Origin of the sequence: Sphingomonas sp. CCH5-D11 (assembly GCF_001557395.1) — a bacterium.
GTDB lineage: Bacteria > Pseudomonadota > Alphaproteobacteria > Sphingomonadales > Sphingomonadaceae > Sphingomonas.
Genome location: NZ_LSKH01000186.1, coordinates 36,017 through 58,300 on the forward strand (window position 1 = coordinate 36,017; position 22,284 = coordinate 58,300).

A 22,284-nucleotide genomic window follows, 5' to 3' on the forward strand; every position below is an offset into this window, starting at 1 on the left:
CCGCGCCGCGTCCTCTTGCGCAGGCGTCAGGATGCGAACGCGGCCTTCATCCGCTTGCGCAGCCGGTTGGGCATGAAACGACGGGCAAAGTTCGCCTGCCGCCCGGCTTTCCCGACGATATATTCCCGATCTCGGCCGTGCGTCGCCTGCCAGACGACGTCTGCCGCTTCCGTCACCGTATAGACCGGCGATTGTCCAATCGCGTCCCTGATGGTCCGGTTCGTTCCCGATGATCCGGCGTCGAGGATCGGTGTCTCGACAAAGAACGGCATGACGCATGCGACATCGATGCCGTGGCGCGTGAACTCGGCGTCGAGCGCCTCGGACAGGCCGCGCACGGCATGTTTGGTCGCCGAATAGACCGCCAGGCCAGGTGATCCGACGATCCCGGCAACCGACGCGACATTCACCAACCGACCGCGCGTCGCTTTCAGATAGTCCAGCGCCGCATAGGCGCCGTTGATCACCCCCTTCACGTTGATGTCGACCTGCAGATCCGACTCTTCGGGGCTCACTTCCTCGAACATGCCGTAACGGGCGATTCCAGCATTGTTCAGGAGCACGTCGATCTGGCCGGCATGGGCGGCGAAGCTTTCCAGCGCGCGCGCCCATTCGGCACGATCGCGCACGTCCAGGCGGACCGTGAAGGCAGCCAGTTCCTCGCCGACCCGGCGCATTCCGATCTCATCGATATCGCCGATGCCGACGGTCCAGCCCTCGCGCGCAAACCGCCGTGCGGCAGCCAGCCCAATGCCGGACGCGCCGCCTGTGATGAAGATCGACCTGCCCATATATCTTCTCCCGTGATGGACCGGCAGTAACAAGGCATCTCACGTGCCTTCATCCCCGGCCGGTCCGTTGATCCGTCAGCCTGCGCGCACCTCGCGAAATGGGATGGTGCGATCCACCTCCGGCTCCTTCGGCAAGCCCAGCACCCGCTCACCGATGATGTTGCGCTGGATCTGATCCGTGCCACCACCAATGGAGGTGAAATAGGCGTTCAGCGTCAGGAAGTTCGCATCTTCCGCGCGCGGATGATCGGGACCTTCCAGCAGGCTTTCCGGCCCGAGCAACATAGTGCGCACGCGCGCTTCCTCATGAAGGATACGGCTCATCGCCAATTTGCCCAGCGACATGATCGAAGACGACGTGCCCTGCGCCAGTTCGGCCTTCGCGCGAGCCGTATTCAGCTTGTTCAGCACACGCCACGCGATCGCCTGCGCCACATCCTGCCGCACCACCGGGTCACCGAGCCGCCCTGCCTCGCGCGCCAGGCCGAGTAGCGAATAATCGCCCTTCGGCCCCTCCGCGCCCGATCGTGGCCCGCGCGCACCGTCACCCATCACTGAACGCTCATAGGCAAGCGCGGTCTGCAGCACGCCCCAGCCGCCGTTCAGCGGTCCAAGCAAATTCTCTTCCGGGATGAAGGCATTGTCGATGAACACCTCGTTGAAATGTGCCTCATCGGTAATCTGGCGTAACGGGCGGACCTCCACTCCCTCCTGCTTCATCGGCAAGAAGAAAAAGCTGATGCCGCGGTGCTTCGGCACGTCCCAATCGGTGCGCGCGATCAGCATGCCATAATCGGCGACCCGCGCCCCGCTGGTCCACACCTTCTGCCCGGTGACGCGCCAGCCGCCCTCGACCCTGTCGGCACGCGTGCGCACAGCCGCAAGATCCGATCCTGCGCCGGGTTCGGAGTAGAGCAGGCACATGCCCACTTCGCCAGCCAGCAGCTGCGGCACGATCGTCCGCTTGAAGCTGTCGGTGGCGTGGGCAAGTGCAGTGTTCGCCCACAGGTTGGACCGGTCCTGGCCGGCCCCCGGCGCGCCGACCGCCGCAAAGGCACGCTCCACGATCTTCGCCTGATCGTTTGAAAGCCCGCGCCCGTACCATTCGTTTGCCCAACGCGGCACGGCCCAGCCAGCATCCCGCACTTTCGCCAGCCACTCGCTGCGCGGATCGCGGCCGAAGCTCTCATGATGCGCCGGTACGCCCTTCCAGTGCTCGGCCAGCCATGCCTCGACCTCGGCCCGGAGCTGTTCGTCGGTCATGCTCATGCCTGCGCCTCCAGCACCCCGATATATGCTTCGCGCCAGACGGTGCTGTCGCCGAACAGCTGCGCGCCGGATCGGGCACGACGCAGATAGAGATGCGCCGGATGCTCCCAGGTAAAGGCAATCCCGCCGTGCATCTGGATACCGTCCTTCGCCACGCGCACGAATGCATCGGCACAGGCGAACGCCGCCAGCGCCACGGCGGCATCGGCTGTTGGAGTATCATCAGCCAGCTGACGCGCAGCATCGCGCGCGGCGGAAGTAGCGGACTCGCTCTCCAGCAGCAGGTCGGCCGCCATATGCTTGATCGCCTGGAAACTGCCGATCGCACGGCCGAACTGGTGACGATCCGTGGCATAGGCCACGGCAAGCTCGAGCATACGCCGCGCGCCGCCGGCCTGCTCGCCGGCTAGGGCGACGATCCCGAGATCATGCGCCGCCTTGATCCGGCTGGCGTCGCCGATCCGCCGCGCCGGCCCGCGGAAGGAAACATCAGCCATGCGCCGTGTGCGGTCGAACACCGGCAGCGGCGTGAAGTCCGCATGTTCACGCTCCACCGCGAAGATGCCCTTATCGGCCGCGACAAGGATGGTGTCGGCAATCGCCGCGTCAGGCACGAAGCGCGCCGTGCCGGTGACGCACTCGCCCTCGATGCGAACGGCACTTCGGCCAGTCCAGTCGAAACGGTCGAGAAAAGCGACGGCGGCGATCCGCGACCCGTCGGCCAATCCGGGCAGGTCCGGTGCCAGCATGGTGGCGATCACCGTCGAGAGCAAAGGCGCGGGCAGCAAGGCCGCGCCCGCCTCTTCCATCACGAGGCCAAGCTCGACCGGCCCCAATCCTGCGCCGCCTGCGCTTTCCGGCGCGATCAGCCCGACGACGCCAAGGTCCGCCAGCGATTGCCAGAGCGCCGGATCATGGCCGCTCTCGCTGTCCATGATCCGGCGGACATCCGCTTCCGTGCAGCGGTCAGCGAGCAAGCGCCGCATGCTATCGACCAGCGCAGCCCGGTCATCCGCGTCGAGCGTACGTTCCGATACGGAAGGGCGGACCAACGTGTCGGTCACGCCGCCTGCCTTCCAGTCTGTGCCTGGGCGCGGCGCTCGCCCTTGGCGACCTCCTTGTGCAGATCCGCGACATAGCGCGCGAAATCGACCTGGATCGTATGCCGCTGCGACTTGTAATAGTCGCCCAGTTCGCGGTCCTCGTCCTCCTTCGTGATCCGCTGCATCTCAGCGACTGACGGCAGCGCGTAGCGGCCGGTCATGAACCCGGCGACCAGCTTGGACTGCTGCTCCGCGAAATTGACCAGCGTCGGCAACGGCTGGGCCAGCCCCATGAAGAACAAGTCATCGATCCCTGGGATCACCATCCGCTTGAACAACGGGAAGCGATTTTGCGTGTCGGGCAGCAACCTGGGATCGTCGAAGAAGGGAAAGCTGATCTTGTACCCGGTGGCATAGATGATCGCGTCGACGGCCTCGACACTGTCATCCTCGAAGCGGACGCGCGTTCCCTCCAGCGCCTTGATGTTAGGCTTGAACTTGATGTCGCCGCAGCTTGCCCGCGTCAGGAACTCGCCGGAGACGCTGGGGTGGGCGTCAAGCGGCTCATGGTCCGGCTTGGGCAGGCCGTAATCTTCCATCCGACCGACCAGCTTCTTCACGGCCCGCCGCGCCAGCGCCTTGCCGATCTTTCGCGGAATCCAGGTTGGCATCGCCGATTTGTCCATCGGCTTGCCCCCCGCCATCTTGGGCAGCACCCACACGCCCCGCCGAGCAGAAACCCACAGGTTCTTCGCCAGGTGCCGCTGCGACAGCTCGCTGGCAACATCCATGGCGGAATTGCCCATGCCGACAACCACCACGTTCTTGCCGCGCAGATCCACGGGATCGTACGGATCGCGATAGCTGTGAACATGATAATGCGGATTGTCGAACGTGCCGGGGTAGCTTGGCACATTGGGATCCCAATGGTGACCGTTGCAGACGAACAGCGTCTCATATTCGCGCGTCTCGCCAGTCGACAGCGTGATGAGCCATCCGCCGCCCGCCGAACGCTCCGCCCTTTTCACCTCGGTGTTGAAGGTGATCAGCGGGCGCAGCCCGAAATGGTCGACGTAATCGCGAAAATACTGCCAGAGCTGCGCGTGGCTGGGAAAGTCGGGCCAGTTCGCGGGGACGGGGTAATCCTCGAACGCCAGCCGCCACTTGGACGTGTCGATATGCAGCGATTGATAACAAGCCGACTTGCCGTTCGGGTTTTTATAGTACCAGTTTCCGCCGATATCGTCCGACATCTCGAAGCAATCGAACGAGATGCCTTCATCCTTCAGCCGCTTTGCAGTTGTGAAGCCCGAGCAGCCCGCCCCGATGATGCAGGCGCGTTTCCTCTCCGCCATGTCCCTCTCCCCGGCTGCCTCTTTTCGCAGCCATAACGAAAGTTATGATGGCCGGAAGCGAGCGCCGAATCAACCGGGCCGCACAAAGGAGAATAGGATGCGGTTCAAGAGCAAGATGGCGCTGATCACTGGCGGTGGTTCCGGCATCGGCGCGGCGACGGCCCGGCTGATGGCACGCGAAGGCGCGATGGTCGTGGTAGTGGATCTGGCACCTGAGGCGGCACAGGCGATTGCTGACGAAACCGGCGGCCTCGCGCTCACCGCCGACGTCGCCGATCGCGCTGCGGTGGAAGCGTTCGTCGCCCGCACCGCCGAGGAACACGGCCGCATCGACATTCTCGTCAACAATGCCGGGATCGGGTGCTTTGGCCGCACGCCCGAGCTTGAGCCGGAGACATGGGAGCGGGTGATCGCGATCGATCTGAACGCCGTCTTCTACGCCTGTCGCGCCGCCATCCCACATATGACCGGACGCAACAGCGCGATCGTCAACACTGCGTCGATTTCTGGGCTGGGTGGCGACTATGGATTCACCGCGTACAATGCGGCGAAGGCCGGCGTCATCAACTACACCCGCAGCCTCGCGGTCGATCACGCCCGGGAGGGTATCCGCGTCAATTGTCTCTGCCCGGGCCTCATCGCCACGCCGCTCACCGCCGGCGCGAAGGCGATCCCCGGCCTCGAAGCAGGCTGGCACGATACCATCCCGATGGGGCGCGCTGGCACGCCGGAGGAAATGGCCGAGGTGATCGCCTTCCTCGCCTCCGACGCCGCCTCCTATGTCACCGGCGCCGCGTTCGTCGCAGACGGCGGCCAGACCGCCTGGACCGGCCAGCCCAACCTCTACCGCTACGCCGCCGCGGCGGCGGAAGGCGCCGCCGCATGACCTCCAGCTGGTCTCCGCCCGCGGACAGCGGCATCACGATCCGGGACGTGACGGTGAATGGTCGTTCGTTCGAGGTGGCGGAGGCCGGCAGCGGCGATCACCTGATCCTGTGCCTTCACGGCTTCCCGGAGCTGAATTTCTCCTGGCGCTACCAGATGCCGCTGCTGGCTGAGATGGGCTACCGTGCTTGGGCGCCCAATCAGCGTGGCTATGGCGCGTCTTTCCGCCCCAAAGGCGTCGCGAACTACACCCCCGACAAGATCGTCGAGGACGCCGCGGCGCTGTTCGACGCGAGCGGCGCGAAGAAACTTACGCTGATGGCACACGATTGGGGCGGCGCAATCGCCTGGCTGTTCGCGATCTGGAAGAAGCGCCCGATCGAGCGGCTGGTCGTCATGAACCTGCCTCACCCCGCCTGCTTCGCCGAAGCGCTGAAGCACGGGCCGCAGCGCAAGCGCAGCTGGTACGTCGCCTTTTTCCAGCTCCCCTTCGTCCCCGAATGGTCGCTCGGCCGCAACGATGCGAAGGGCATCCGCGAGGCGTTCCGCGGCATGGCGGTCGACAAGAGCCGCTTTCCCGACGACGTTCTTGATGTCTACGCCAAAGCCGCGCAGCGCCCCGGCGCGCTCACCGCGATGGTAAATTGGTACCGCGCCGCCGCCCGCCACCGGCGATCGATGCCAACCGGCGACGGCAAGGTCGACGTGCCGACGCTGATCGTCTGGGGTGAGGAGGACAAGGCGCTCGGCCTCGAAACGCTCGACGGCACTGACCGCTACGTGCCGGACCTGACGATCCGGCGGCTGTCCGGCGTGTCGCACTGGGTGCAGCAGGAAGCGCCGGAGGCGGTCAACGCGATCCTAACGGAGTGGCTGCCCAAGGCGTGACATCAGGCCGCACCCTCGCGCCACCTCATCCGTCATTTCCGCGAAGGCGCTCCCCGTTTATGCAGCGTTCGCTTTCTCCGCGAGGTGCGGAGTGATGGATTCCCGCCTCTGCGGGGTTAACGACGAACGAGACGTGGCCGCAGTCGCCCAGTAGCGGACATCCTATGTCTCTCTGAACAGGTTGCCCGAAGCCCAAGTGTGAAACGGGCGCCGCTCTGCTACCACGTCAACGGGCACGGGATAGCTATTGGCGCAACAATCCACCTCGACATAGTCAAGATGGCCGCGAGCGTCGGCAAACAACACTATCTCCAACGTCTTGCCATCCGACATAAAAAAGTCTGCGTGATATATGGACCGTCGGCCTTGCCTGTTTCGGTCGGCAGCCGGCGGCAATAATGGTTTCAGTTCCGCAGAATTGACTCTGAGAGCAAAGCTGTTGCATCCGCACTTACAAAAGTCGTGAGCCTCTCCGCTTTTAATCTGTGCACGGAGAAGAGCAGGCGCAGGATACTCGCATCTCTCGACGATGAAACTCTTCCAGAGTTCAGCGCGGGTTGGGCCATTGTCCATAGCTCACCCTACGCCGCGAGTTCAGAGCGCTCAACGTCCGCAATCCACCCCAAACCAGCTTACCCCTCACCCCATCAGCGCCAGCGCATCGCAATCGATTGCCTGCGCGCATCCGCCGCGCGCCATCGCCAGAAACATCGCGTCCCCACGCTCGGTCCGCTTGGTTGAGGCCGAGGCGAACACCGCGGTCGACACGCCCGACAGCAAGGTCAGCCGGTAATCGCGGTACAGCGCGTCATAATCATAATCCCGCACGCCATAGCCGCGCAGGCTTTCCAGATAATATTCCAGCAGATGCCGCTCATGCCGCCGCCGGTCTTCGATCGAGATCGCCAGTCCCATGAAATAGGCGACGTCCACCGCGCCTAACCCGATTGCTGGCGATTGCCAGTCGAGCACTGCCAGCGGCACCTCGCCCCCGCGCGCGTCGAACAGCATGTTGTCGAGCCGGAAATCGCCGTGCGTCAGCGTGAAGCTGGTCGGCTCCTGCACCGGCGCGCTCGCCATAAGAGCGCCATAGCGATCGCAAACCGCCATATATTCGGGCTCCAGCACGCCGTCATAGCGGCGGTGAAACTCGGCCAGACAATCGGGGAAGACCTGGATCACGAACTCGCGCGCGCCGCTGACATTCAGGAACGCATGGTCGCGCAGGCTGGCGTCGTTCCAGCGCGGTCCGTGCAGTGCCGCCGCCTGCTCCATCGCGCGCTCGGCATCGGCGATGTCGCATCCGGTCAGCTGATTGCCCGGCCGCGCTGGCGTCAGATCTTCCAGCAGCAGCGCGAAGGTGCCGTCGGACGGATCATGCTCGGCCGAGACGCACCCGGGCGAGCGGATCGCAACGGTATGCGCCACTTCGCGATAGAAACCCACCTCGCGCTCGTACAGGCCGAAGCCCGCACCGGTCTGCCGGCTGGTCGGATCGGCGCTGGCGAACTTGCCAACGAACGATCCCGGTGCGCCCTCGTCCGCGTCATAGCTCACTTCGAACCGGATCGAATCGCCCAACATTCCCACGCCTACCGGGGTGGCGCTGACCGCCGTCACGTTCGCCTCGCGCAGCACGCCGGCGCCGCGCAGCCGCTTGGTCAGCCACGCCGCATCGACTGCCGTCGCCTCCAGATCGCGCGCCATCAGCAGCCCCCGTCGCAGCGGATGACGGTGCCGGTGACGAAGCTGGACGCCGGGCTGGCGAGGTAGAGGGCACTGGTGACGATCTCTTCCGGCCGCCCCGGCCGACCCGAGGCGCTGTCGGTCTTCTCGCGCGCCTCATCGGTCCACGCCTTCGAAATGTCGGTCAGGAACGGCCCGGCGGCAATCGCATTGACGCGCACCTTCGGCCCGTATTCACGCGCCATGCTGGACACCATCGCATTCAGCGCCGCCTTCGCCCCGGCATAGGGCACCACCATCGGCGTGGGCCGCAGCGAGGCAATGGAGGAAGTCGCGAGGATCGCTCCGCCTTCGCCGCCGTTCGACTCTGGTTGAGCCATCCGATGCGCCACATTGGCCATCAGCCGGAACGGCCCTTTGAAGTTCAGCCCGACCACGCTGTCGAATAATGCCTCCGAGACTTCATGGCTGGGCACCAGCGGCCCCATGCCGGCATTGGCGACCAGGATATCGAGCCGACCGAACGTCTCCCATGCCGCATCGGCCAGCCGATCCATCTCGTCCCACTTGCCCGCATGCGCCGGGATGGCGGCGGCGCGGCGGCCCTTCGCCTGCACCTCGGCGACCACCGCCTCGCACGCTTCGGCCTTGCGGCTCGACACGATCACGTCCGCGCCCGCATCCGCGAAGGCCAGCGCCATCTCTCGACCGAGCCCGCGCGAGCCCCCGGTGATCAGCGCGACCTTGCCCGTCAGATCGAACAAGGGGTGCGGTTCCGCCATGCATCTTCTCCTGGTGTCGCCGATCGTAAGCCGGCTGACTTATCTGTTGTTATGCCGATTGCGCGCGGCGCTGCAAGCCGGTCTCGCTGCCACTATATGAACGCGCGATGGGACGGGTTAAGCGCAAGATCGCCATGGCCGCCGCGGAAGCGCGCAGTGAAACACCGTTACCAGCCGCCTGCGCTTTGTGTCGCCGGCCACTTGGCTCGCGGATCGAGTGGCATCACGTCGTCCCAAAGAGCAGAGGCGGGACGCAAACCGCACCGGTTCACCCGATCTGCCATCGGGCGATCCATGCTACCGTCGACAACAAGACATTGGCGCGTTTGGCGAACATGGAAGCGGTACGCGCATTGCCAACGATGGCGCGCTTTCTTGGCTGGATCGCGAACAAGCCAGCGGACTTTCACGCGCCCACCTATCGGCCACGATAGCAAATTTGGTTCACTTGAGGTTGGCGGACCGGATCCGCTCGCCAGCCCAGAGCATCACCCGCTCGCCAGCAAGGTATCCGCGCGCACGAGCGATCGCAGCGCCAGCCCCGCAGTCGCGGCGCGCTCCACCGCAAGCTGCGTCGGAGCTGATATGGTGGCCAGCATCGGGCACCTCGCAAGCACCGCCTTCTCCACCAGCTCGTAAGAGCAGCGCGACGTCAGCAGCGCAAAGCCGCCGTCCCATCCCTGTCCCCGCAGCAGCATCGACCCGATCAGTTTGTCGAATGCATTGTGGCGCCCAACATCCTCATAGGTCGCGCGCACCTCACCAGCGCGCGAGCAGGCGGCGGCGGCATGAACCGCACCGGTCCGCGCGTTGAGCGGCTGGTGATCCCGCAGTGCGTGATAGGCCGCGAACACCGCGGCATCGTCGCCGTTCCAGCGTGCGGCGGTGGGCAGCGGCCGCAATGCCTGAGCGAGCGTCTCCACGCCGCACAGGCCGCAGGATGCGTCCGAACTGCGGTGACGTACGCGCTGCGTGATCCGCTCCGCCACACGCCGTGCCAGCGTGATGCGGGCAAGGATTCCCTCTCCCGCATCCTGAACGTCGATGGCGCGGAGGTCATCCGCGCCATCGATCAAACGCTCGCCAAGCGCAAATCCGGCTGCCAGCTCCTCCACCGAAGTGGGCGTTGCCATCAGCACGGCATAGGCCAGGCCGTTGCACTCGATCGCGATCGGCACCTCATCAGCCAGCGCCCGCGACACTGGCCTGGTCGGCCCTGTGGCAGGCACCTCGATGAAGTGGCGTTCAACCGCCGCCGGCCTAACCTCGCCTGTCATGCGCGGCACCGTGGGCTGCGCATGAGTGCGGCGCAAGCCGTCAACCGGCGAGTTCGTCCTCCAGCGCCGCGATCAGCGCGCGGCTGAACGCGGGAATGTCGTCCGGCTTGCGGCTGGTGATGAGGTTTTGGTCGATCACGACTTCCTCATCCACCACTTCCCCGCCGGCATTCTCCAGATCGGTGCGCACGGACGGCCAGCTCGTCACGCGGCGGCCGTCCACCACATCCGCCTCCACCAGCAGCCAGGGCGCATGGCAGATGGCGGCCACGATCTTGTCGTCGTCCATGAACTCCCCGACGATCGCCACGGCGCGATCCTCCATGCGCATCTTGTCGGGATTGCCGACCCCGCCCGGCAGCAGCAATGCGTCGAAATCCTCGGTGTCCACCTGATCCAACGTAAGGTCCGGGGTGATCGTCCGCGTCGGATCGGTATCGCCTTTTACACCCTGGATCGGATCGGTCTTGATCGAGGCCAAGGCCACCTGTGCGCCCGCGTCGAGCAGCGCCTGACGGGGCTCGAACAGCTCGGCATCTTCAAATCCGTCAGTGGCAATGATGAGCACGCGGGCGTGGGACAGATCGGTCATGTCGGGGGAACTCCTGTTTGCAGGTCCCCCTCACAACCGGTGGCGCATCTGCCCGTTCCGGAACCGCTGCGACCGTCCGCGCATTTCCCGCGATATGTGGAGGTTGGCCGGTGCCGTCGACAAAGATTGTGTATCATGACGATGAGGAACCCGGGATCACCCGGAAGAAGATGCGTCATGGGTGGGGCTATTTCGACGCTGAAGGCAATCGCATCACCGATCGCGACGAGATCGACCGGCTGAACGCGATCGGCCTGCCGCCGGCCTATCGAGATGCGTGGTTCTGTCCCGATCCCAACGGACATATTCAAGCGGTTGGCTGGGACGAAAAGGGCCGGAAGCAATATCGCTACCACCCCGATTTTCGCGCCGCGCGCGAGGATGAGAAGTACAATCTCTGTGCCGCCTTCGGCCGCGGGCTCCCCAAGCTGCGGGAGCGGGTCGAGGCTGATCTGAAGCTGCGGGGTCATCCGAAGGAGAAGACGATAGCCGCGATCGTCAAGCTGCTGGACATCGCGCACCTGCGCATCGGCAACGAGACTTATGCCAAGAGCAACAAGAGCTTCGGCGTCACCACATTGCGCGATCGCCACGCCCAGATCCGTGGCAGTACGCTGAAGCTGCAGTACAAGGCGAAATCCGGCAAGCTGCGGATGCTGACCATCACCGACGGCAGCCTCGCCCGCTTCGTGAAGCGCTGTCAGGATCTGCCCGGGCAGAAGCTGTTCCAGTATATCGATGATTGCGGCGAGGCACGCCCGATCACATCCTCGGACGTCAACGCCTACATCAAGGAAGCGATGGGTGAGGATTTCACCGCCAAGCACTTCCGCACCTGGGGAGCGAGCGTGATTGCTTTTGAAACCTTGGCGCATGCGAAGAAGGACATCAGCCTGAAGACGCTGCTCGCGCCGGTCACGGAGCGCCTGGGCAACACGCCCGCGATCGCCAGGAAGTCCTATGTTCATCCCGCGCTGATCGCCTTGATCAAGGATGGGCAGGAAGCGTTCCGCACAAGCTTGAACCTGCCGCGCACCACGCGCTGGCTCAGCCGGGCCGAACGCGGCCTGATCGCCTTTCTAGAAACGGGCGAGAACGGCAGCACGCAACAGGCGGCGTGACTTCCCGTCTCCACGCGGCGCCCTCGCGTGCGACGCTGACGCCCGCCGGATGCAGCACGCGCAATTCCTATCGCGCTCGACATGGCGACATGTCCTGGCGCACTGCCCAGTGAAATCATCGTAGAAGGATCGGATGACAGCCAAGAACAGCGCGGCACCATTGCCGAAAATCTCTTCCGACGACGTTCAACAGCAGGTCTCCGCATTCTGGAATTCCAGTGTCGAGTGGTTCAGCGCGCACTGGCTGCAGATCGCGATCGCCCTGGCGATCGGCACCACCATCGCGCTCGCTCTCCTGTGGCTGCGCGGCCTGGGGCCCCGGCTGGCCCGTCGATCGCACACGGGCATGGGCTGGTCGGCCGTGTTCGGGCGTGCGATCGCGCGCACCAGCACCTTCTTCATCGTCATGGTCGCCGCGCAGCTGGTGACTGGTTATGCCGATCCGCCTGCCATCGTGGCGAAAACGATCAACTTCCTCTTCACGCTGGCGGCGGTGTTCCAGGCGGCGACCTGGGCACGTGAGCTGATCCTCGGCGCGATCGAGCATCGCACCCGTGCCGAGAATTACTCCGGCGAAGCGCTGATGAACGCCATGGGTCTCATCCGCCTGCTGGTCACCATCGCCGTGTTCGCGATTGCACTGGTCGTCGTGCTGGACAACCTGGGCGTGAACGTCACGGGCCTAGTCGCTGGCCTTGGCGTCGGCGGCATTGCCATTGGTCTGGCGGCGCAAGGCATCTTCGCCGATCTGTTCGCCGCGCTGGCGATCATCTTTGATCGACCGTTCCGTCGCGGCGATGCGATCACTTACGATGCAAGCTCCGGCACCGTCGAGGAAATCGGCCTCAAGTCCACCCGTATCCGGGGGATCAACGGGGAGCAGCGGATCATTTCGAACCGCAACCTCCTCGACAAGGAGATCATCAACAACACGCAGCGGGAACGCCGGCGCACCAAGCTGCCCATCGGCGTGGCTTATGAAACCGATCGCGACCTGCTGAACCGGCTTCCGGAGATATTGAAGGAAGAGGTTGAGCAGAACGGCCAGGTGTTCGTGCGCGCGGGCTTTGTCGCCTTTGGCGCGTCGTCGGTCGACTTTGAACTCGAATTCGATACGCCAGCGGCGGACTATCAGACCGCTTATGATGCGCGGCATGCCGTTGGCCTCGCCATTTACCGCCGCTTCGATGCGGAAGGGATTTCAATCCCCTATCCCACGCAGACGACCTACACCGCCGCGCCCGATGGTGAGCTCATCATGCCCTATCCTGACGTGCAGGCGGTGCATGAAGTATCGCCCCAGGCAGCGCAGCGGCGCTGATCTCCCCGATCAATGCAGCAGGGTGTGAAGCAGGTGAATGGCCTCGGTCTCCCTCTTCACACCCAGCTTGGCGAATAAAGATCGCAAGTGACTGCGCAGGGTTTCCCGGGTGATGGCGCGCGCGGCGCATATTGCATCCCTTGCGCGGCCAAGGCGCAGCATCACGGCAATCTCCGCTTCCGCTACGGTCAGCCCGTACGTGTCGCGAAGCAGAGCGACATGCGCCGCGTTGTCCGCGCCGGGATGGTTGACGATCAGGATCGCATAGGGCGCAAATCCCATGTTCCACTCGCGTGCGGGCAGGCGGTGGATCTTCAAGGTCAAAGCGCCGGCGGGGTCAGGAGCTGTCACGCTGGTGGCAGCCAGCCGCCCCGTCATGACGTCATTCGTCGCCTTCGCCAGCAGGCGCTGAACCGCAGGCGACGGTGATGCGACATGACCATCGACCAGCATGAGCGTACCATTGGCGAGAAGATCTTCGGCCGCCCGGCTCGTCCCGCGCACGGCCATGGAGCGATCCAGCACGAAGCACGCGATGCTCATCGCCTCCAGTGCGCCGGCGACCAGTTTATAGCCCTCCCGCTCCAGCCCCAGCTGGAGCGCAACCGCAGCTCCCGCGGACGAACACACGCTCGCAAACAGGGCGCGCGTCTCCGCGGTTGTGGCCCCGTTCCGCTGGGACCGGAGTAACGCGAAGCCGACGAGGCCATCCGGTTCGACGATCAGGTTGGTCTGGCAGCCAAAGGGGATCCGAAGATCACTGCAGAGATCGAGATAGGCATCATCGACCAGCCGTGGTTTGATGGCGTCGTAGCTCTCTTCCCAGGCGATGGTGCGCAATGACTGGGAAACGCCGGTCGCCACGCGATAGTTGGTCGACGGCGTTATAAGTTCCGCGCGATCGGCCAGCGCGTGGGCGGCCGCGTCCATGTCGCTGACCCAATTGAATCCCAGGGAAAAGTTCGGACCGACCCCGATGAGCTGGGCATGGTCCGATCCCGTTTGCTCTGCCAGTTCTTGCAAGACATCAAGCCAACGCCCGGGCTCAATTGCTGCCCCCAGGAACTGATCCGCCAATCTCGATGGCTTTGCCACACGCCCCGCCCCCGGTTGTTTTCACCGATGGTTAACTTAGCGGCGGTGGCAAGGAAAGCGGCGCTGCCAATCTGTTGCGCCCCGGCAAACTATTTGTGGTTGAAGATTCGGTTCATGAATGCATTGGCCGCTTCACCAATGGCGTCTGCCACGCGACTTGCATCAGTGCCGCCCGCGCCTGGCGCGCCGCAGGCGGAATCTGGCTTTGCCGCGGGCTCGGCGTGGCGGTTCTGGCGAGCCGCAGCCGCGGCGGCGACCGTCGCGGCCATCGCCAGGCCGGAAGCGAGCGCCTGACGGCCAGCCGGACTGTTGGCCTTTTCGATCAGGGCTTCACCGGCGCGACGTGCCTCCTTCGGCACTTTGACACCACCGATCTCCTTCGGGATTCGAAAGCCGCTCTTCTTGCCCTTTTTCGCCATCGCCGTCCTACCACAAGGTGTATGGGCAATATAATACACGCTTCGGACCGTTCAATAGTCCCGGATCTTGCCACGGGCTGCCTTGACGGTGCTTCTGCCCTTCTTTTCGTCGAGCCGCTTCGCCTTGGCCGCGCGGCTCGGCTTGGTCTTCACGCGGCGCGCCTCGCGCTCCTCCGCTTTGACGAGCAATTCGGCCAGACGCTCGCGCGCATCGGTGCGATTGGCTTCCTGAGTGCGAAAGCGCCGCGCGGTGATCACCAGCGTTCCCGATGTCGTCAACCGAGATCCCGCCAGCAGCTTCAGCCGCCTGTAGGTTTCCGGATGCAGCCCAAGACGAAAGACATCAACGCGTAGCTGGCATGCCGTGGCCACCTTGTTGACATTCTGTCCACCGGGGCCGGAGGCGGCGAGGAAGCGCTCCTCCAGCGCCTCCTCGGGCACCTCAATCATCGAAGCCCACATCCCTGAACCGTGCGGGCCATGGCGCCTGCGCAGCGGCATCCGACTTGCCGGGACGCGGCACGATCAGCTCCGCCGCATGCAGCATCATGCCGGAACGGTGCGCACGTCCGTAAACCGGGTCGCCAAGCACCGGCACGCCGAGACCTTCGGCCGCATGGACCCGGATCTGGTGCGTCCGCCCGGTCGCCGGACGGAACTCGACCAGCGCTTGCCCGTCCTGCACCTTGATCAGGCGCCATGCGGTGCGCGCCGCCTTGCCGGCGGGATCGTGGCGCATTCGCCAGCCCTGTTCCGCCGTGGATGTCTTCGCAAGCGGCATGTCGATCTCGCCCGCCTCGCCGCCGCTCGGCACTCCGTCCAGAATGGCGAGGTATCGCTTGATTACGGCACCGCTTTCGAACGCCTGCTGGAACCGGGCATGCGCCTTGGGATTGCGCGACAGGAGCAGGCAACCGCTCGTATCCCGATCCAGTCGGTGGACGGGTTGCGGCCACCGGCGGAAACCAAAGGTGAGGTTCGAAAGATGATTTTCGAGGCTGATCGCGCCGTCGCGCGGCCGATCGACCGGCAGGCCCGCCGGCTTGTCGATGATCAACGCCTCGCCATCGAGGAACAGCACCTGATCTCCAATCATGCCGCTGCCCTTGCCATCACCAGCGTCCGGAGGCCAGAGTGACAAGGATGCGTCGTCACATTCCGCTCCTCATCCTCTTTGCCGCCACCCCCGTTCAGGCACAATTGTGCAACGGCGTCAGCGTCTCCATCGGCAAGGATGGGCGGGCGCTCGGCCATTTGCCCTATGGCGATGCCGCGCCTGGAACATTGGTCGCGGCGCCCGCCTATCTTGCCGTGGGGCCATGCCGGTTGCGGCCGGAAGTGATCGCTGATCTACAGCGGTTGATTGCCGCGGCGGCCGGCGACCCTGCGGTACAGGGCCGCCTGTACGCCTTTTCCTGCCACCGCTCGCTGTCGCATCAGCAGAGCACCTTCTGTCGTACGCGCGAAAGCGAAAGCGGGGTCGACCGGGCGATCTCGGCCGCTCCTCCCGGCCATAGCGAACATGCAACCGGCTATGCGCTGGATTTCACCGTCCGTCCGGCCGATGGCTGCCCCGACGCCGAAGCCTGCATGGCCGCCAAGCCGGCGTTCCGCTGGCTCGCTGCCAATGCAGCGCGTTACGGTTTCGAGATGTCGTTCCCGGCCAGCAACAAGCAGGGCGTGAAGTGGGAACCGTGGCACTGGCGCTGGGTAGGCGTGTCTCGCGCGGCGCCCGGTGCGGCACGTGCGCGTTTCCTGTTCGCACGCGCGCGCCGGGACTTCGCGGCCAATCCTGCGGTCGATCCGGCGCCAATGATTGTCCCGCCCGCCGTCGTCCCCACGCTTGCGCCCGCACCTGCCGAGGAGCCGATAAAAGGCAAACGCAAGAAAAAGGACCGGCGTCGCGATCGCGGCGATCGCAGCGATCGCTGATCGCAGTCACCGTCCGAGGAGGTGGTCCGTCACACCGTGTCCCACGAACGGAGCGATCGGCCTCGGCCCACCCTCATACAGGTGAGCCGCGGCCGATCGATCGAGGCATCGGGGATCAGGCGGTCAGCTTGGCCGCCGTTTCGGCAATCCGCTTGCCCTGATAGCGGGCACCGCCCAGGTCGATATCGCTGGGCTGCCGGCTGCCATCGCCGCCGGCGAGAGTCGTTGCGCCATAAGGCGAGCCGCCATGGATCGCTTCCATGGTCATCTGGCCCTGATAACCATAATCGAGGCCGACCACCGTCATGCCGAAATGAAGCAGGTTGGTGATGATCGAGAACAGCGTCACTTCCTGGCCGCCATGCTGGCTGCCGGTCGAGGTGAAGGCGCCGCCCACCTTGCCGTTCAGCGCACCACGTGCCCACAGACCACCGGCCTGGTCGAGGAACGCCGCCATCTGGCTCGGCATGCGCCCGAACCGCGTCGGCGCGCCGATGATGATCGCGTCGTAATCGGCCAGCGCATTGACGCCTTCGATCTGAGGGTGAGTTTCATCAACCCGGAAGCCGGCTGCAGCGGCAACTTCCTTGGGCGCCGTTTCCGGCACGCGGCGTACATCCACCTGGGCGCCGGTCTCACGCGCGCCTTCGGCCACGGCCTCGGCCATCGTCGCCAGGTGGCCGTAAGATGAATAATAGAGAACAAGAACCTTGGTCATCGCGCATCTCCGTTGATTGGCCCTCTCGGGCGAAATGTTGGTCCGTCGCCGCGCCGCCCTCAACAGGCGGCGCGGTATCGATCACTCTGCGTCGACAAGGACGAGTTCGGCGTCCTCGGCGGCCAGGATGTCATAAGATCCGCCCTCCAGGGCGACGCCGTCACGGGTCGACACGGCCTTGCCGTTCACGGTCACGGCACCGGTCGCGGCGACGAGATAGGCGTGGCGACCTTCACCAACGACATGAGTGACGCGCTCGCCCTTCTTCAGCGTCGCGCCCAGCACCCGCGCATCGGCGCGGATCGGCAGCGCATCATTGTCCTCAGCGAACCCGCTCGCCAGCGTGACGAAGCGGCCAGAGCGGTCGCCCTTCGGGAATGGCTTCGCACCCCAGCTCGGGCTGCCGCCGCTGCTGCGCGGATGGATCCAGATCTGGAACAACGTCGTGGGCTCGCTTTCCAGATTGTATTCGGCGTGGCGAACGCCGGAGCCGGCGCTCATCACCTGAACGTCGCCTGCGCCGGTGCGCCCCCGATTGCCCATCGAATCCTGATGCGTGATCGCACCGCTGCGAACATAGGTGATGATCTCCATGTCGCTGTGCGGATGCGGCGGGAAGCCGGCCTGCGGCGCGATCGTGTCGTCGTTCCAGACGCGGATCGCGCCCCAGCCCATGCGGGCCGGATCATGATAGCTCGCAAAGCTGAAATGATGTCGCGCATCCAGCCACCCGTGATCGGCATGCCCAAGGCTGGCGAACGGTCTGACGTCGATGTTGTTGCGGGTGTCGGTTATGATAAACCTCCGTGTGTTGAAGCGAAGGTAGGATCACAGCCGATCTACATAAACAGAAACGATTGAAACTGATTGTTTCTAGTAATAAGCTGCGCCCGGCATCAAAAACAAGAGTCGCCGCCATGCGCCTTCCGGACCTCGAAGCCTGGGCCATCTTCGCCACCGTCGCCGAGCACCGCTCCTTTACCGGCGCTGCCGAGGCGCTCGGGCTGAGCAAGGCGACCATCTCCAAGGCGATTTCGCGGCTCGAGGCAGATCTTGGCCAGTCGCTGTTTCACCGCACCTCGCGTCGACTGGCGCTGACGGAGGCCGGCCGCCCCCTCGCGGAACATGCCGCCATGATCCTTGCTTCGGCCCATGCCGCGGAAGAAGCCGCGCGCGACGGGGCGCTGGATCCGGTGGGCAGGATCCGGCTTGCCGCACCCATGACCTTCGGCGTCAGCAATGTCGCTCCGCTTCTCACCCGCTTTCTTGGCGATCATCCCGGCATCGAGGTGGAACTGCATCTCTCCGACGCCCGCGTCGATATCGTCGCTGAGGGTTTCGATGTGGCACTGCGCATCGCGGACCTGCCGGACAGCTCGCTTCGGGCGCGGCGCCTGTGTTCGATCCAATCCTATATGGTCGCCGCCCCCTCCTATCTTGAACGTCACGGCACTCCGACGCACCCTGGCCAGCTCGGCGAACACCAGCTGCTCGGCTATACCAATCTGGTCGGGCCGTGGCGCTTTCGCGGGCCGGGCGGCGCGGAAATTTCCGTCAAGGCGCAGGGCCCGCTCGCCGCCAACAGCGGGGAGGCACTGGTGCCGGCGCTGGTCGGCGGACTGGGGATCGCTCGCCTCCCCGCCTTCATCCTCGGCAGCGCGCTGACCGACGGATCGGTGGTGGAGCTGATGCCCGACTGGCGGCCCGAACCGATCGGCCTGCACCTCCTGACCCCGCCCAGCCCGCTGCGCCCCGCCCGTGTGGAAGCGCTGATCGCTTACCTCAGCGATCATCTGCGGGACTGAGCGGCCGGATCAGAACCGTGCCGACAGCGTGATGCCATAGGTGCGCGGATCACCGGGCTGGCCCACGATCAAGCCGGTCGACCCCGATTGTGTCGCCAGCAGCTCGAAATAGTCTTCGTCAAAGGCGTTGCGCAGCCATGCGAAGACATTCAGCCCGTCATCGTTCTTGAAGCCCAGCCGAAAGTTCGACAGCGCATAGCCATTCACCCAGGTGTAGCGCGACGGTGACGGGTTGGACGAGAAGCGCGAACGATAGCTGCCGTCATAGCCGATATACACCTGCCCTGAGACGCCGCCGATCTCGGTGGGAATGCCGTATTCAGCACCATAGCTGAACGCCCATTTCGACACGCCAGGCAGCACTTGGCCGGAAATGTCGCAAGACTGCGGGCTGATCCCGCCCGGCGTACCCGGCGCACTTGCCGCCTGCCCCGCCGCAGCTGTCGTGCCACCCGACAGTTCCGGCGGGCACGGCGCATCCACGAAGCGGACGTATTTCGCGTCCGTATAGGCGCCATTGACGTACAGGTTCAGGTTCTCGACCGGGCGGAACGCGCTGTCCACCTCCACGCCGCGCGTGCGCACCTTGCCGGCATTGGCCAGATAGCCGCGAAGTACGCCCACCTGCTGGTTGTTCACCGTGGCCTGATAATCATCGATCTCGGTCCAGAATGCCGCGATGTTCACCGTCGCGCGGCGATCCCAGAATTGGGTCTTCAGCCCCAGTTCGAAGTGATTCACCGTCTCCGGATCGATCGACTGCACCGCCAAGATCGGATTGTTGGCGCCGTCGAGCGGCAGGCCGGAAAGGTTGATGCCGCCTGACTTGTAGCTGTGCGCATAGGTGGCATAGTAGTTGATATCCGGTGCGAATTCATAAGCGACGGTGATGTCGCCCGAGATATTCCAATTGTCGAACTCGGGGCTGTAGCTTTGCGGAGCCAGCACGCCGCGCTGATCGTTGGTCAGCGTGGTACTGCCGCTGCCATCGGTAACGGTGGCGACGTAATCGCCCTCCTTCTTGTCGTAGTTTATCCGGATGCCCGGCGCGATCTCCAGCTTCTCCGTCGGTCGCCAGGTCAGCTTGCCGAATAGTGCCGCCGAGGTGTTCTTGAACCCGATCTCGTTGCGCGAGGTAAGCCCGTTCAACACCGCCGGATTGCAGGCCGCCGCCGTGGCCGTCGCGCAGCCATTCGGGCCGAAGGGCGGGTTGCCGGGATTGAGCAGGAAGCGGCTCGCCGCCGGACCCTGCACCTGCAACCCCTGTGTATCCACCGTCTGGTAGAAGTAGAAGGCGCCGACGGTGTAATCCACTGCTCCCTTGGTGTCCGAGGCGAAGCGCAGCTCTTGCGTGAATTGGCTCTGCTGCGACGGGTTGGCCGACACGGTCGTTATCGGAAGGCCAATGAAGTCTCGGTCGTTGGACGGATTCCAGTGCCAGAAGCGCCACGCCGTTACCGATGTCAGCGTTCCCGCGCCCAGGTTCCAGTTGGCCAGCGCTGATGCGCCTCCAAGTTCCTGCTTCGCCTGAAGATCGGTGTCCACGTCCGTTCGCCGGTCGAACGGATCGGTCGATGGCGGCGCATAGCCGAAGGCCGCGGCGAGCGCCGCATATTGGCGCGAAAGCGGGCGCTGTGTGGCGCCGACGCGTGCGTAATATTGCACGCAGCAATTGGGGTTCTGCCGATTGTAGTCGGCATAGAGCGTCACGTCCAAATTCGGCGCCGCCTGGAACAACATCTGGCCGCGCAGACTGATATTGTCCTGGCTGTTCTGCCACTCGCGCTGCAGCGTGTTGTAGATCGTGCCGCGACGGGTGGTGAGCGAACCGGAAACACGCGCGGCGACCACATCGTCCACCAACGGCCCGGACAGCGAGAACTTGCCTTGGAAGAACTCGTAATTGCCCCCTGTCACTTCCGCGCGCGCTTCCGTCTCGAAGCTTGGCTTGCGCGTGGTGATGTTGATCGCGCCGGCCGTCGTGTTCTTGCCGTACAGCGTGCCCTGCGGACCGCGCAGGATCTCGATCCGCTCCGTATCGGTAAAGTCGAACGTCGCCGAGGCGATGCGGCTGTAATAGACTTGGTCGACATAGATGCCGACGCCTTGTTCGATCCCGTCGTTGGTCAGGCCGAACGGCGCCCCCAGACCGCGCACGTTGGCGGCGGAATTGCGCGGGTTGGTGGAATAGAATTGCAGGGAGGGCTGAAGCTGCGTCAGGCGGTTGACGTTGTACGCGCCCGTTTCCGCCAATGCGGTGCCGCCGATGACGGACATGGCGATCGGCACGTCTTGCACGGTTTCTGCCCTGCGCCGGGCCGTCACGACGATATCGCCTCCCGCCTGTTGCGCCGGCCCCAATCGGCCAATCTCGTCGGCAGGCTCCCCATTCTGCCCGTCGGGCGCCTGGCTGGCCGGATCGGCTGGCACTCCGCTTGGTGATGGAACCGGCTGATCGCCGGCTGGCGCCACCGCGGCCTGAGCGAGAATGAAGGCAAGCGTTATCGACATGATCCACCCCTATTTAGATCACGCACCTTCTCCCATCGATTAAGTAGGTAATCAATACTCCATCAGCTTAGGGGATTTTGATCCGGGCCTCTTGAAAAGTCACTTGACCGCACCAGATTTCTTTGCGTGCGGCGCCGCGTACGGGCCGCACAGCCGGTGACGTGGCAATATGCACGCCGCCGCTTTTCAACTCGCTCACTGGAGGAATTGAAGATGCGTCTGGATCTCACCCCCTATCGCCGTTCGACCATCGGCTTCGATCGCCTGTTCGACCTCATCGAGGCGAATAGCCGTTCGTCGACCGAGAACTATCCGCCCTTCAATCTCGAGCGTCTGGCCGAGGATCGCTACCGCATCACGCTTGCCGTGGCGGGCTTCTCGCGCGACGAGATCGAGATCACTGCGCAGCAGAACCTTCTGCTTGTCGCCGGCAAGAAGGACGACAAGGCGACCGGCCCGAACTTCCTGCATGTCGGCATTGCAACCCGCAGCTTTGAGCGCCGCTTCGAACTCGCTGATTTCGTGTTCGTTGAGGATGCCCGGCTGAATGACGGTCTGCTCGTGATCGATCTGGTACGCGAAGTGCCTGAGGCAATGAAGCCGAAGAGCATCTCGATCAAGTCCGGCCAGAAGCCGACCGTGGTCGAGGACAAGCGTGACGAGAACGAGGCACAAGCCGCCTAACTGCTCGGCGCCTCTTTGCTCCCTTTCGAGGCGTCGTGGGGCGTCCGGGCCGGTGGCCCGGGCGCCTTCATTTTTTAGAAGCGAAAGTTGCCCCGGACGCACCTACCGGG

At 64.5% G+C, this 22,284-nt stretch carries 23 protein-coding genes; 8 read left to right on the top strand and 15 right to left on the bottom strand.

What is annotated here, in order from left to right:
• Window positions 1–26: 26 nt before the first annotated feature.
• The 4 genes from AX702_RS11615 to AX702_RS11630 all read right to left on the bottom strand — a co-directional run bounded on the left by AX702_RS11615 (window position 27) and on the right by AX702_RS11630 (window position 4,458).
• Window positions 27–791, bottom strand: coding sequence for an SDR family oxidoreductase (locus tag AX702_RS11615; protein WP_066779713.1), 765 nt, complete (start codon window positions 789–791; stop codon window positions 27–29).
• A 75-nt stretch (window positions 792–866) separates the two neighbouring features.
• The gene (locus AX702_RS11620; protein WP_197420580.1) at window positions 867–2,060 is read right to left on the bottom strand and encodes an acyl-CoA dehydrogenase family protein; all 1,194 of its coding nucleotides are present in this window, start codon (window positions 2,058–2,060) and stop codon (window positions 867–869) included.
• Window positions 2,057–3,124, bottom strand: coding sequence for an acyl-CoA dehydrogenase family protein (locus AX702_RS11625; RefSeq protein WP_197420581.1), 1,068 nt, complete (start codon window positions 3,122–3,124; stop codon window positions 2,057–2,059). The genes AX702_RS11620 and AX702_RS11625 overlap by 4 nt, the downstream gene beginning before the upstream one ends.
• Entirely contained in the window at window positions 3,121–4,458 is a 1,338-nt protein-coding gene (locus AX702_RS11630) for a flavin-containing monooxygenase (protein WP_066779720.1), read from the bottom strand. The genes AX702_RS11625 and AX702_RS11630 overlap by 4 nt, the downstream gene beginning before the upstream one ends.
• A 97-nt stretch (window positions 4,459–4,555) precedes the next feature.
• Here AX702_RS11630 and AX702_RS11635 point away from each other — a divergent pair, with 97 nt between their 5' ends.
• A complete protein-coding gene (locus AX702_RS11635) occupies window positions 4,556–5,344 on the top strand; it encodes an SDR family NAD(P)-dependent oxidoreductase (protein ID WP_066779722.1) in 789 nt (262 codons plus the stop codon).
• On the top strand, window positions 5,341–6,231 hold the full coding sequence (locus AX702_RS11640; protein WP_066779724.1) for an alpha/beta fold hydrolase: 891 nt from the start codon (window positions 5,341–5,343) through the stop codon (window positions 6,229–6,231). The genes AX702_RS11635 and AX702_RS11640 overlap by 4 nt, the downstream gene beginning before the upstream one ends.
• Window positions 6,232–6,870: 639 nt before the next feature.
• Here the strand turns inward: AX702_RS11640 and AX702_RS11645 are convergent.
• Window positions 6,871–7,938 (bottom strand): oxidoreductase family protein, encoded by a 1,068-nt coding sequence (locus AX702_RS11645; RefSeq protein WP_066779726.1) that lies wholly within the window; start codon window positions 7,936–7,938, stop codon window positions 6,871–6,873.
• Window positions 7,938–8,699 carry an SDR family NAD(P)-dependent oxidoreductase gene (locus AX702_RS11650; RefSeq protein ID WP_066779728.1) on the bottom strand — a complete coding sequence of 254 codons (762 nt, stop codon included), beginning with the start codon at window positions 8,697–8,699 and terminating at the stop codon, window positions 7,938–7,940. The genes AX702_RS11645 and AX702_RS11650 overlap by 1 nt, the downstream gene beginning before the upstream one ends.
• A gap of 134 nt (window positions 8,700–8,833) precedes the next feature.
• Here AX702_RS11650 and AX702_RS22900 point away from each other — a divergent pair, with 134 nt between their 5' ends.
• Window positions 8,834–9,133 (top strand): HNH endonuclease, encoded by a 300-nt coding sequence (locus tag AX702_RS22900; RefSeq protein WP_082746220.1) that lies wholly within the window; start codon window positions 8,834–8,836, stop codon window positions 9,131–9,133.
• A 54-nt stretch (window positions 9,134–9,187) separates the two neighbouring features.
• Here the strand turns inward: AX702_RS22900 and fdhD are convergent, their stop codons facing one another.
• A complete protein-coding gene (gene fdhD / locus AX702_RS11655; RefSeq protein ID WP_066779778.1) occupies window positions 9,188–9,976 on the bottom strand; it encodes a formate dehydrogenase accessory sulfurtransferase FdhD in 789 nt (262 codons plus the stop codon).
• Between the two features lie 40 nt (window positions 9,977–10,016).
• A complete protein-coding gene (locus tag AX702_RS11660) occupies window positions 10,017–10,568 on the bottom strand; it encodes a type 1 glutamine amidotransferase domain-containing protein (protein WP_066779730.1) in 552 nt (183 codons plus the stop codon).
• Between the two features lie 170 nt (window positions 10,569–10,738).
• Between AX702_RS11660 and AX702_RS11665 the strand changes: the two genes are divergently transcribed.
• Together AX702_RS11665 and AX702_RS11670 are read left to right on the top strand one after the other, a co-directional pair.
• Complete coding sequence (locus tag AX702_RS11665; RefSeq protein ID WP_082746224.1) at window positions 10,739–11,689, top strand: DNA topoisomerase IB; 951 nt, start codon at window positions 10,739–10,741, stop codon at window positions 11,687–11,689.
• Window positions 11,690–11,822: 133 nt separating this feature from the next.
• Window positions 11,823–13,010 carry a mechanosensitive ion channel family protein gene (locus AX702_RS11670; RefSeq protein WP_066779735.1) on the top strand — a complete coding sequence of 396 codons (1,188 nt, stop codon included), beginning with the start codon at window positions 11,823–11,825 and terminating at the stop codon, window positions 13,008–13,010.
• Between the two features lie 9 nt (window positions 13,011–13,019).
• Here AX702_RS11670 and AX702_RS11675 read toward each other — a convergent pair whose 3' ends face one another.
• The 4 genes from AX702_RS11675 to AX702_RS11690 all read right to left on the bottom strand — a co-directional run bounded on the left by AX702_RS11675 (window position 13,020) and on the right by AX702_RS11690 (window position 15,620).
• Window positions 13,020–13,940, bottom strand: coding sequence for a helix-turn-helix transcriptional regulator (locus AX702_RS11675; protein WP_156455458.1), 921 nt, complete (start codon window positions 13,938–13,940; stop codon window positions 13,020–13,022).
• 254 nt (window positions 13,941–14,194) lie between these two features.
• Window positions 14,195–14,524 (bottom strand): hypothetical protein, encoded by a 330-nt coding sequence (locus tag AX702_RS11680; RefSeq protein ID WP_066779737.1) that lies wholly within the window; start codon window positions 14,522–14,524, stop codon window positions 14,195–14,197.
• A 51-nt stretch (window positions 14,525–14,575) separates the two neighbouring features.
• Window positions 14,576–14,974 (bottom strand): alternative ribosome rescue aminoacyl-tRNA hydrolase ArfB, encoded by a 399-nt coding sequence (gene arfB, locus AX702_RS11685; protein ID WP_066779738.1) that lies wholly within the window; start codon window positions 14,972–14,974, stop codon window positions 14,576–14,578.
• On the bottom strand, window positions 14,967–15,620 hold the full coding sequence (locus AX702_RS11690) for an RluA family pseudouridine synthase (protein WP_066779780.1): 654 nt from the start codon (window positions 15,618–15,620) through the stop codon (window positions 14,967–14,969). Before AX702_RS11690 ends, arfB begins: the two co-directional genes overlap by 8 nt.
• A gap of 47 nt (window positions 15,621–15,667) precedes the next feature.
• Here AX702_RS11690 and AX702_RS11695 point away from each other — a divergent pair, with 47 nt between their 5' ends.
• Window positions 15,668–16,456: a M15 family metallopeptidase gene (locus AX702_RS11695; protein WP_066779740.1), complete on the top strand. Its 789-nt coding sequence runs from the start codon at window positions 15,668–15,670 to the stop codon at window positions 16,454–16,456.
• Window positions 16,457–16,571: 115 nt separating this feature from the next.
• Here the strand turns inward: AX702_RS11695 and wrbA are convergent, their stop codons facing one another.
• Together wrbA and AX702_RS11705 are read right to left on the bottom strand one after the other, a co-directional pair.
• Window positions 16,572–17,174: an NAD(P)H:quinone oxidoreductase gene (wrbA, locus tag AX702_RS11700; protein ID WP_066779742.1), complete on the bottom strand. Its 603-nt coding sequence runs from the start codon at window positions 17,172–17,174 to the stop codon at window positions 16,572–16,574.
• Window positions 17,175–17,255: 81 nt separating this feature from the next.
• Window positions 17,256–17,972 (bottom strand): pirin family protein, encoded by a 717-nt coding sequence (locus AX702_RS11705; protein WP_082746221.1) that lies wholly within the window; start codon window positions 17,970–17,972, stop codon window positions 17,256–17,258.
• Between the two features lie 119 nt (window positions 17,973–18,091).
• On the opposite strand from AX702_RS11705, the gene AX702_RS11710 reads away from it, so the two are divergent.
• Window positions 18,092–18,979 carry a LysR family transcriptional regulator gene (locus AX702_RS11710; RefSeq protein WP_066779746.1) on the top strand — a complete coding sequence of 296 codons (888 nt, stop codon included), beginning with the start codon at window positions 18,092–18,094 and terminating at the stop codon, window positions 18,977–18,979.
• Between the two features lie 9 nt (window positions 18,980–18,988).
• Here AX702_RS11710 and AX702_RS11715 read toward each other — a convergent pair whose 3' ends face one another.
• Window positions 18,989–21,490, bottom strand: coding sequence for a TonB-dependent receptor (locus AX702_RS11715; RefSeq protein WP_066779748.1), 2,502 nt, complete (start codon window positions 21,488–21,490; stop codon window positions 18,989–18,991).
• 213 nt (window positions 21,491–21,703) lie between these two features.
• On the opposite strand from AX702_RS11715, the gene AX702_RS11720 reads away from it, so the two are divergent.
• Entirely contained in the window at window positions 21,704–22,174 is a 471-nt protein-coding gene (locus AX702_RS11720; protein WP_066779785.1) for an Hsp20 family protein, read from the top strand.
• Window positions 22,175–22,284 lie beyond the last annotated feature (110 nt).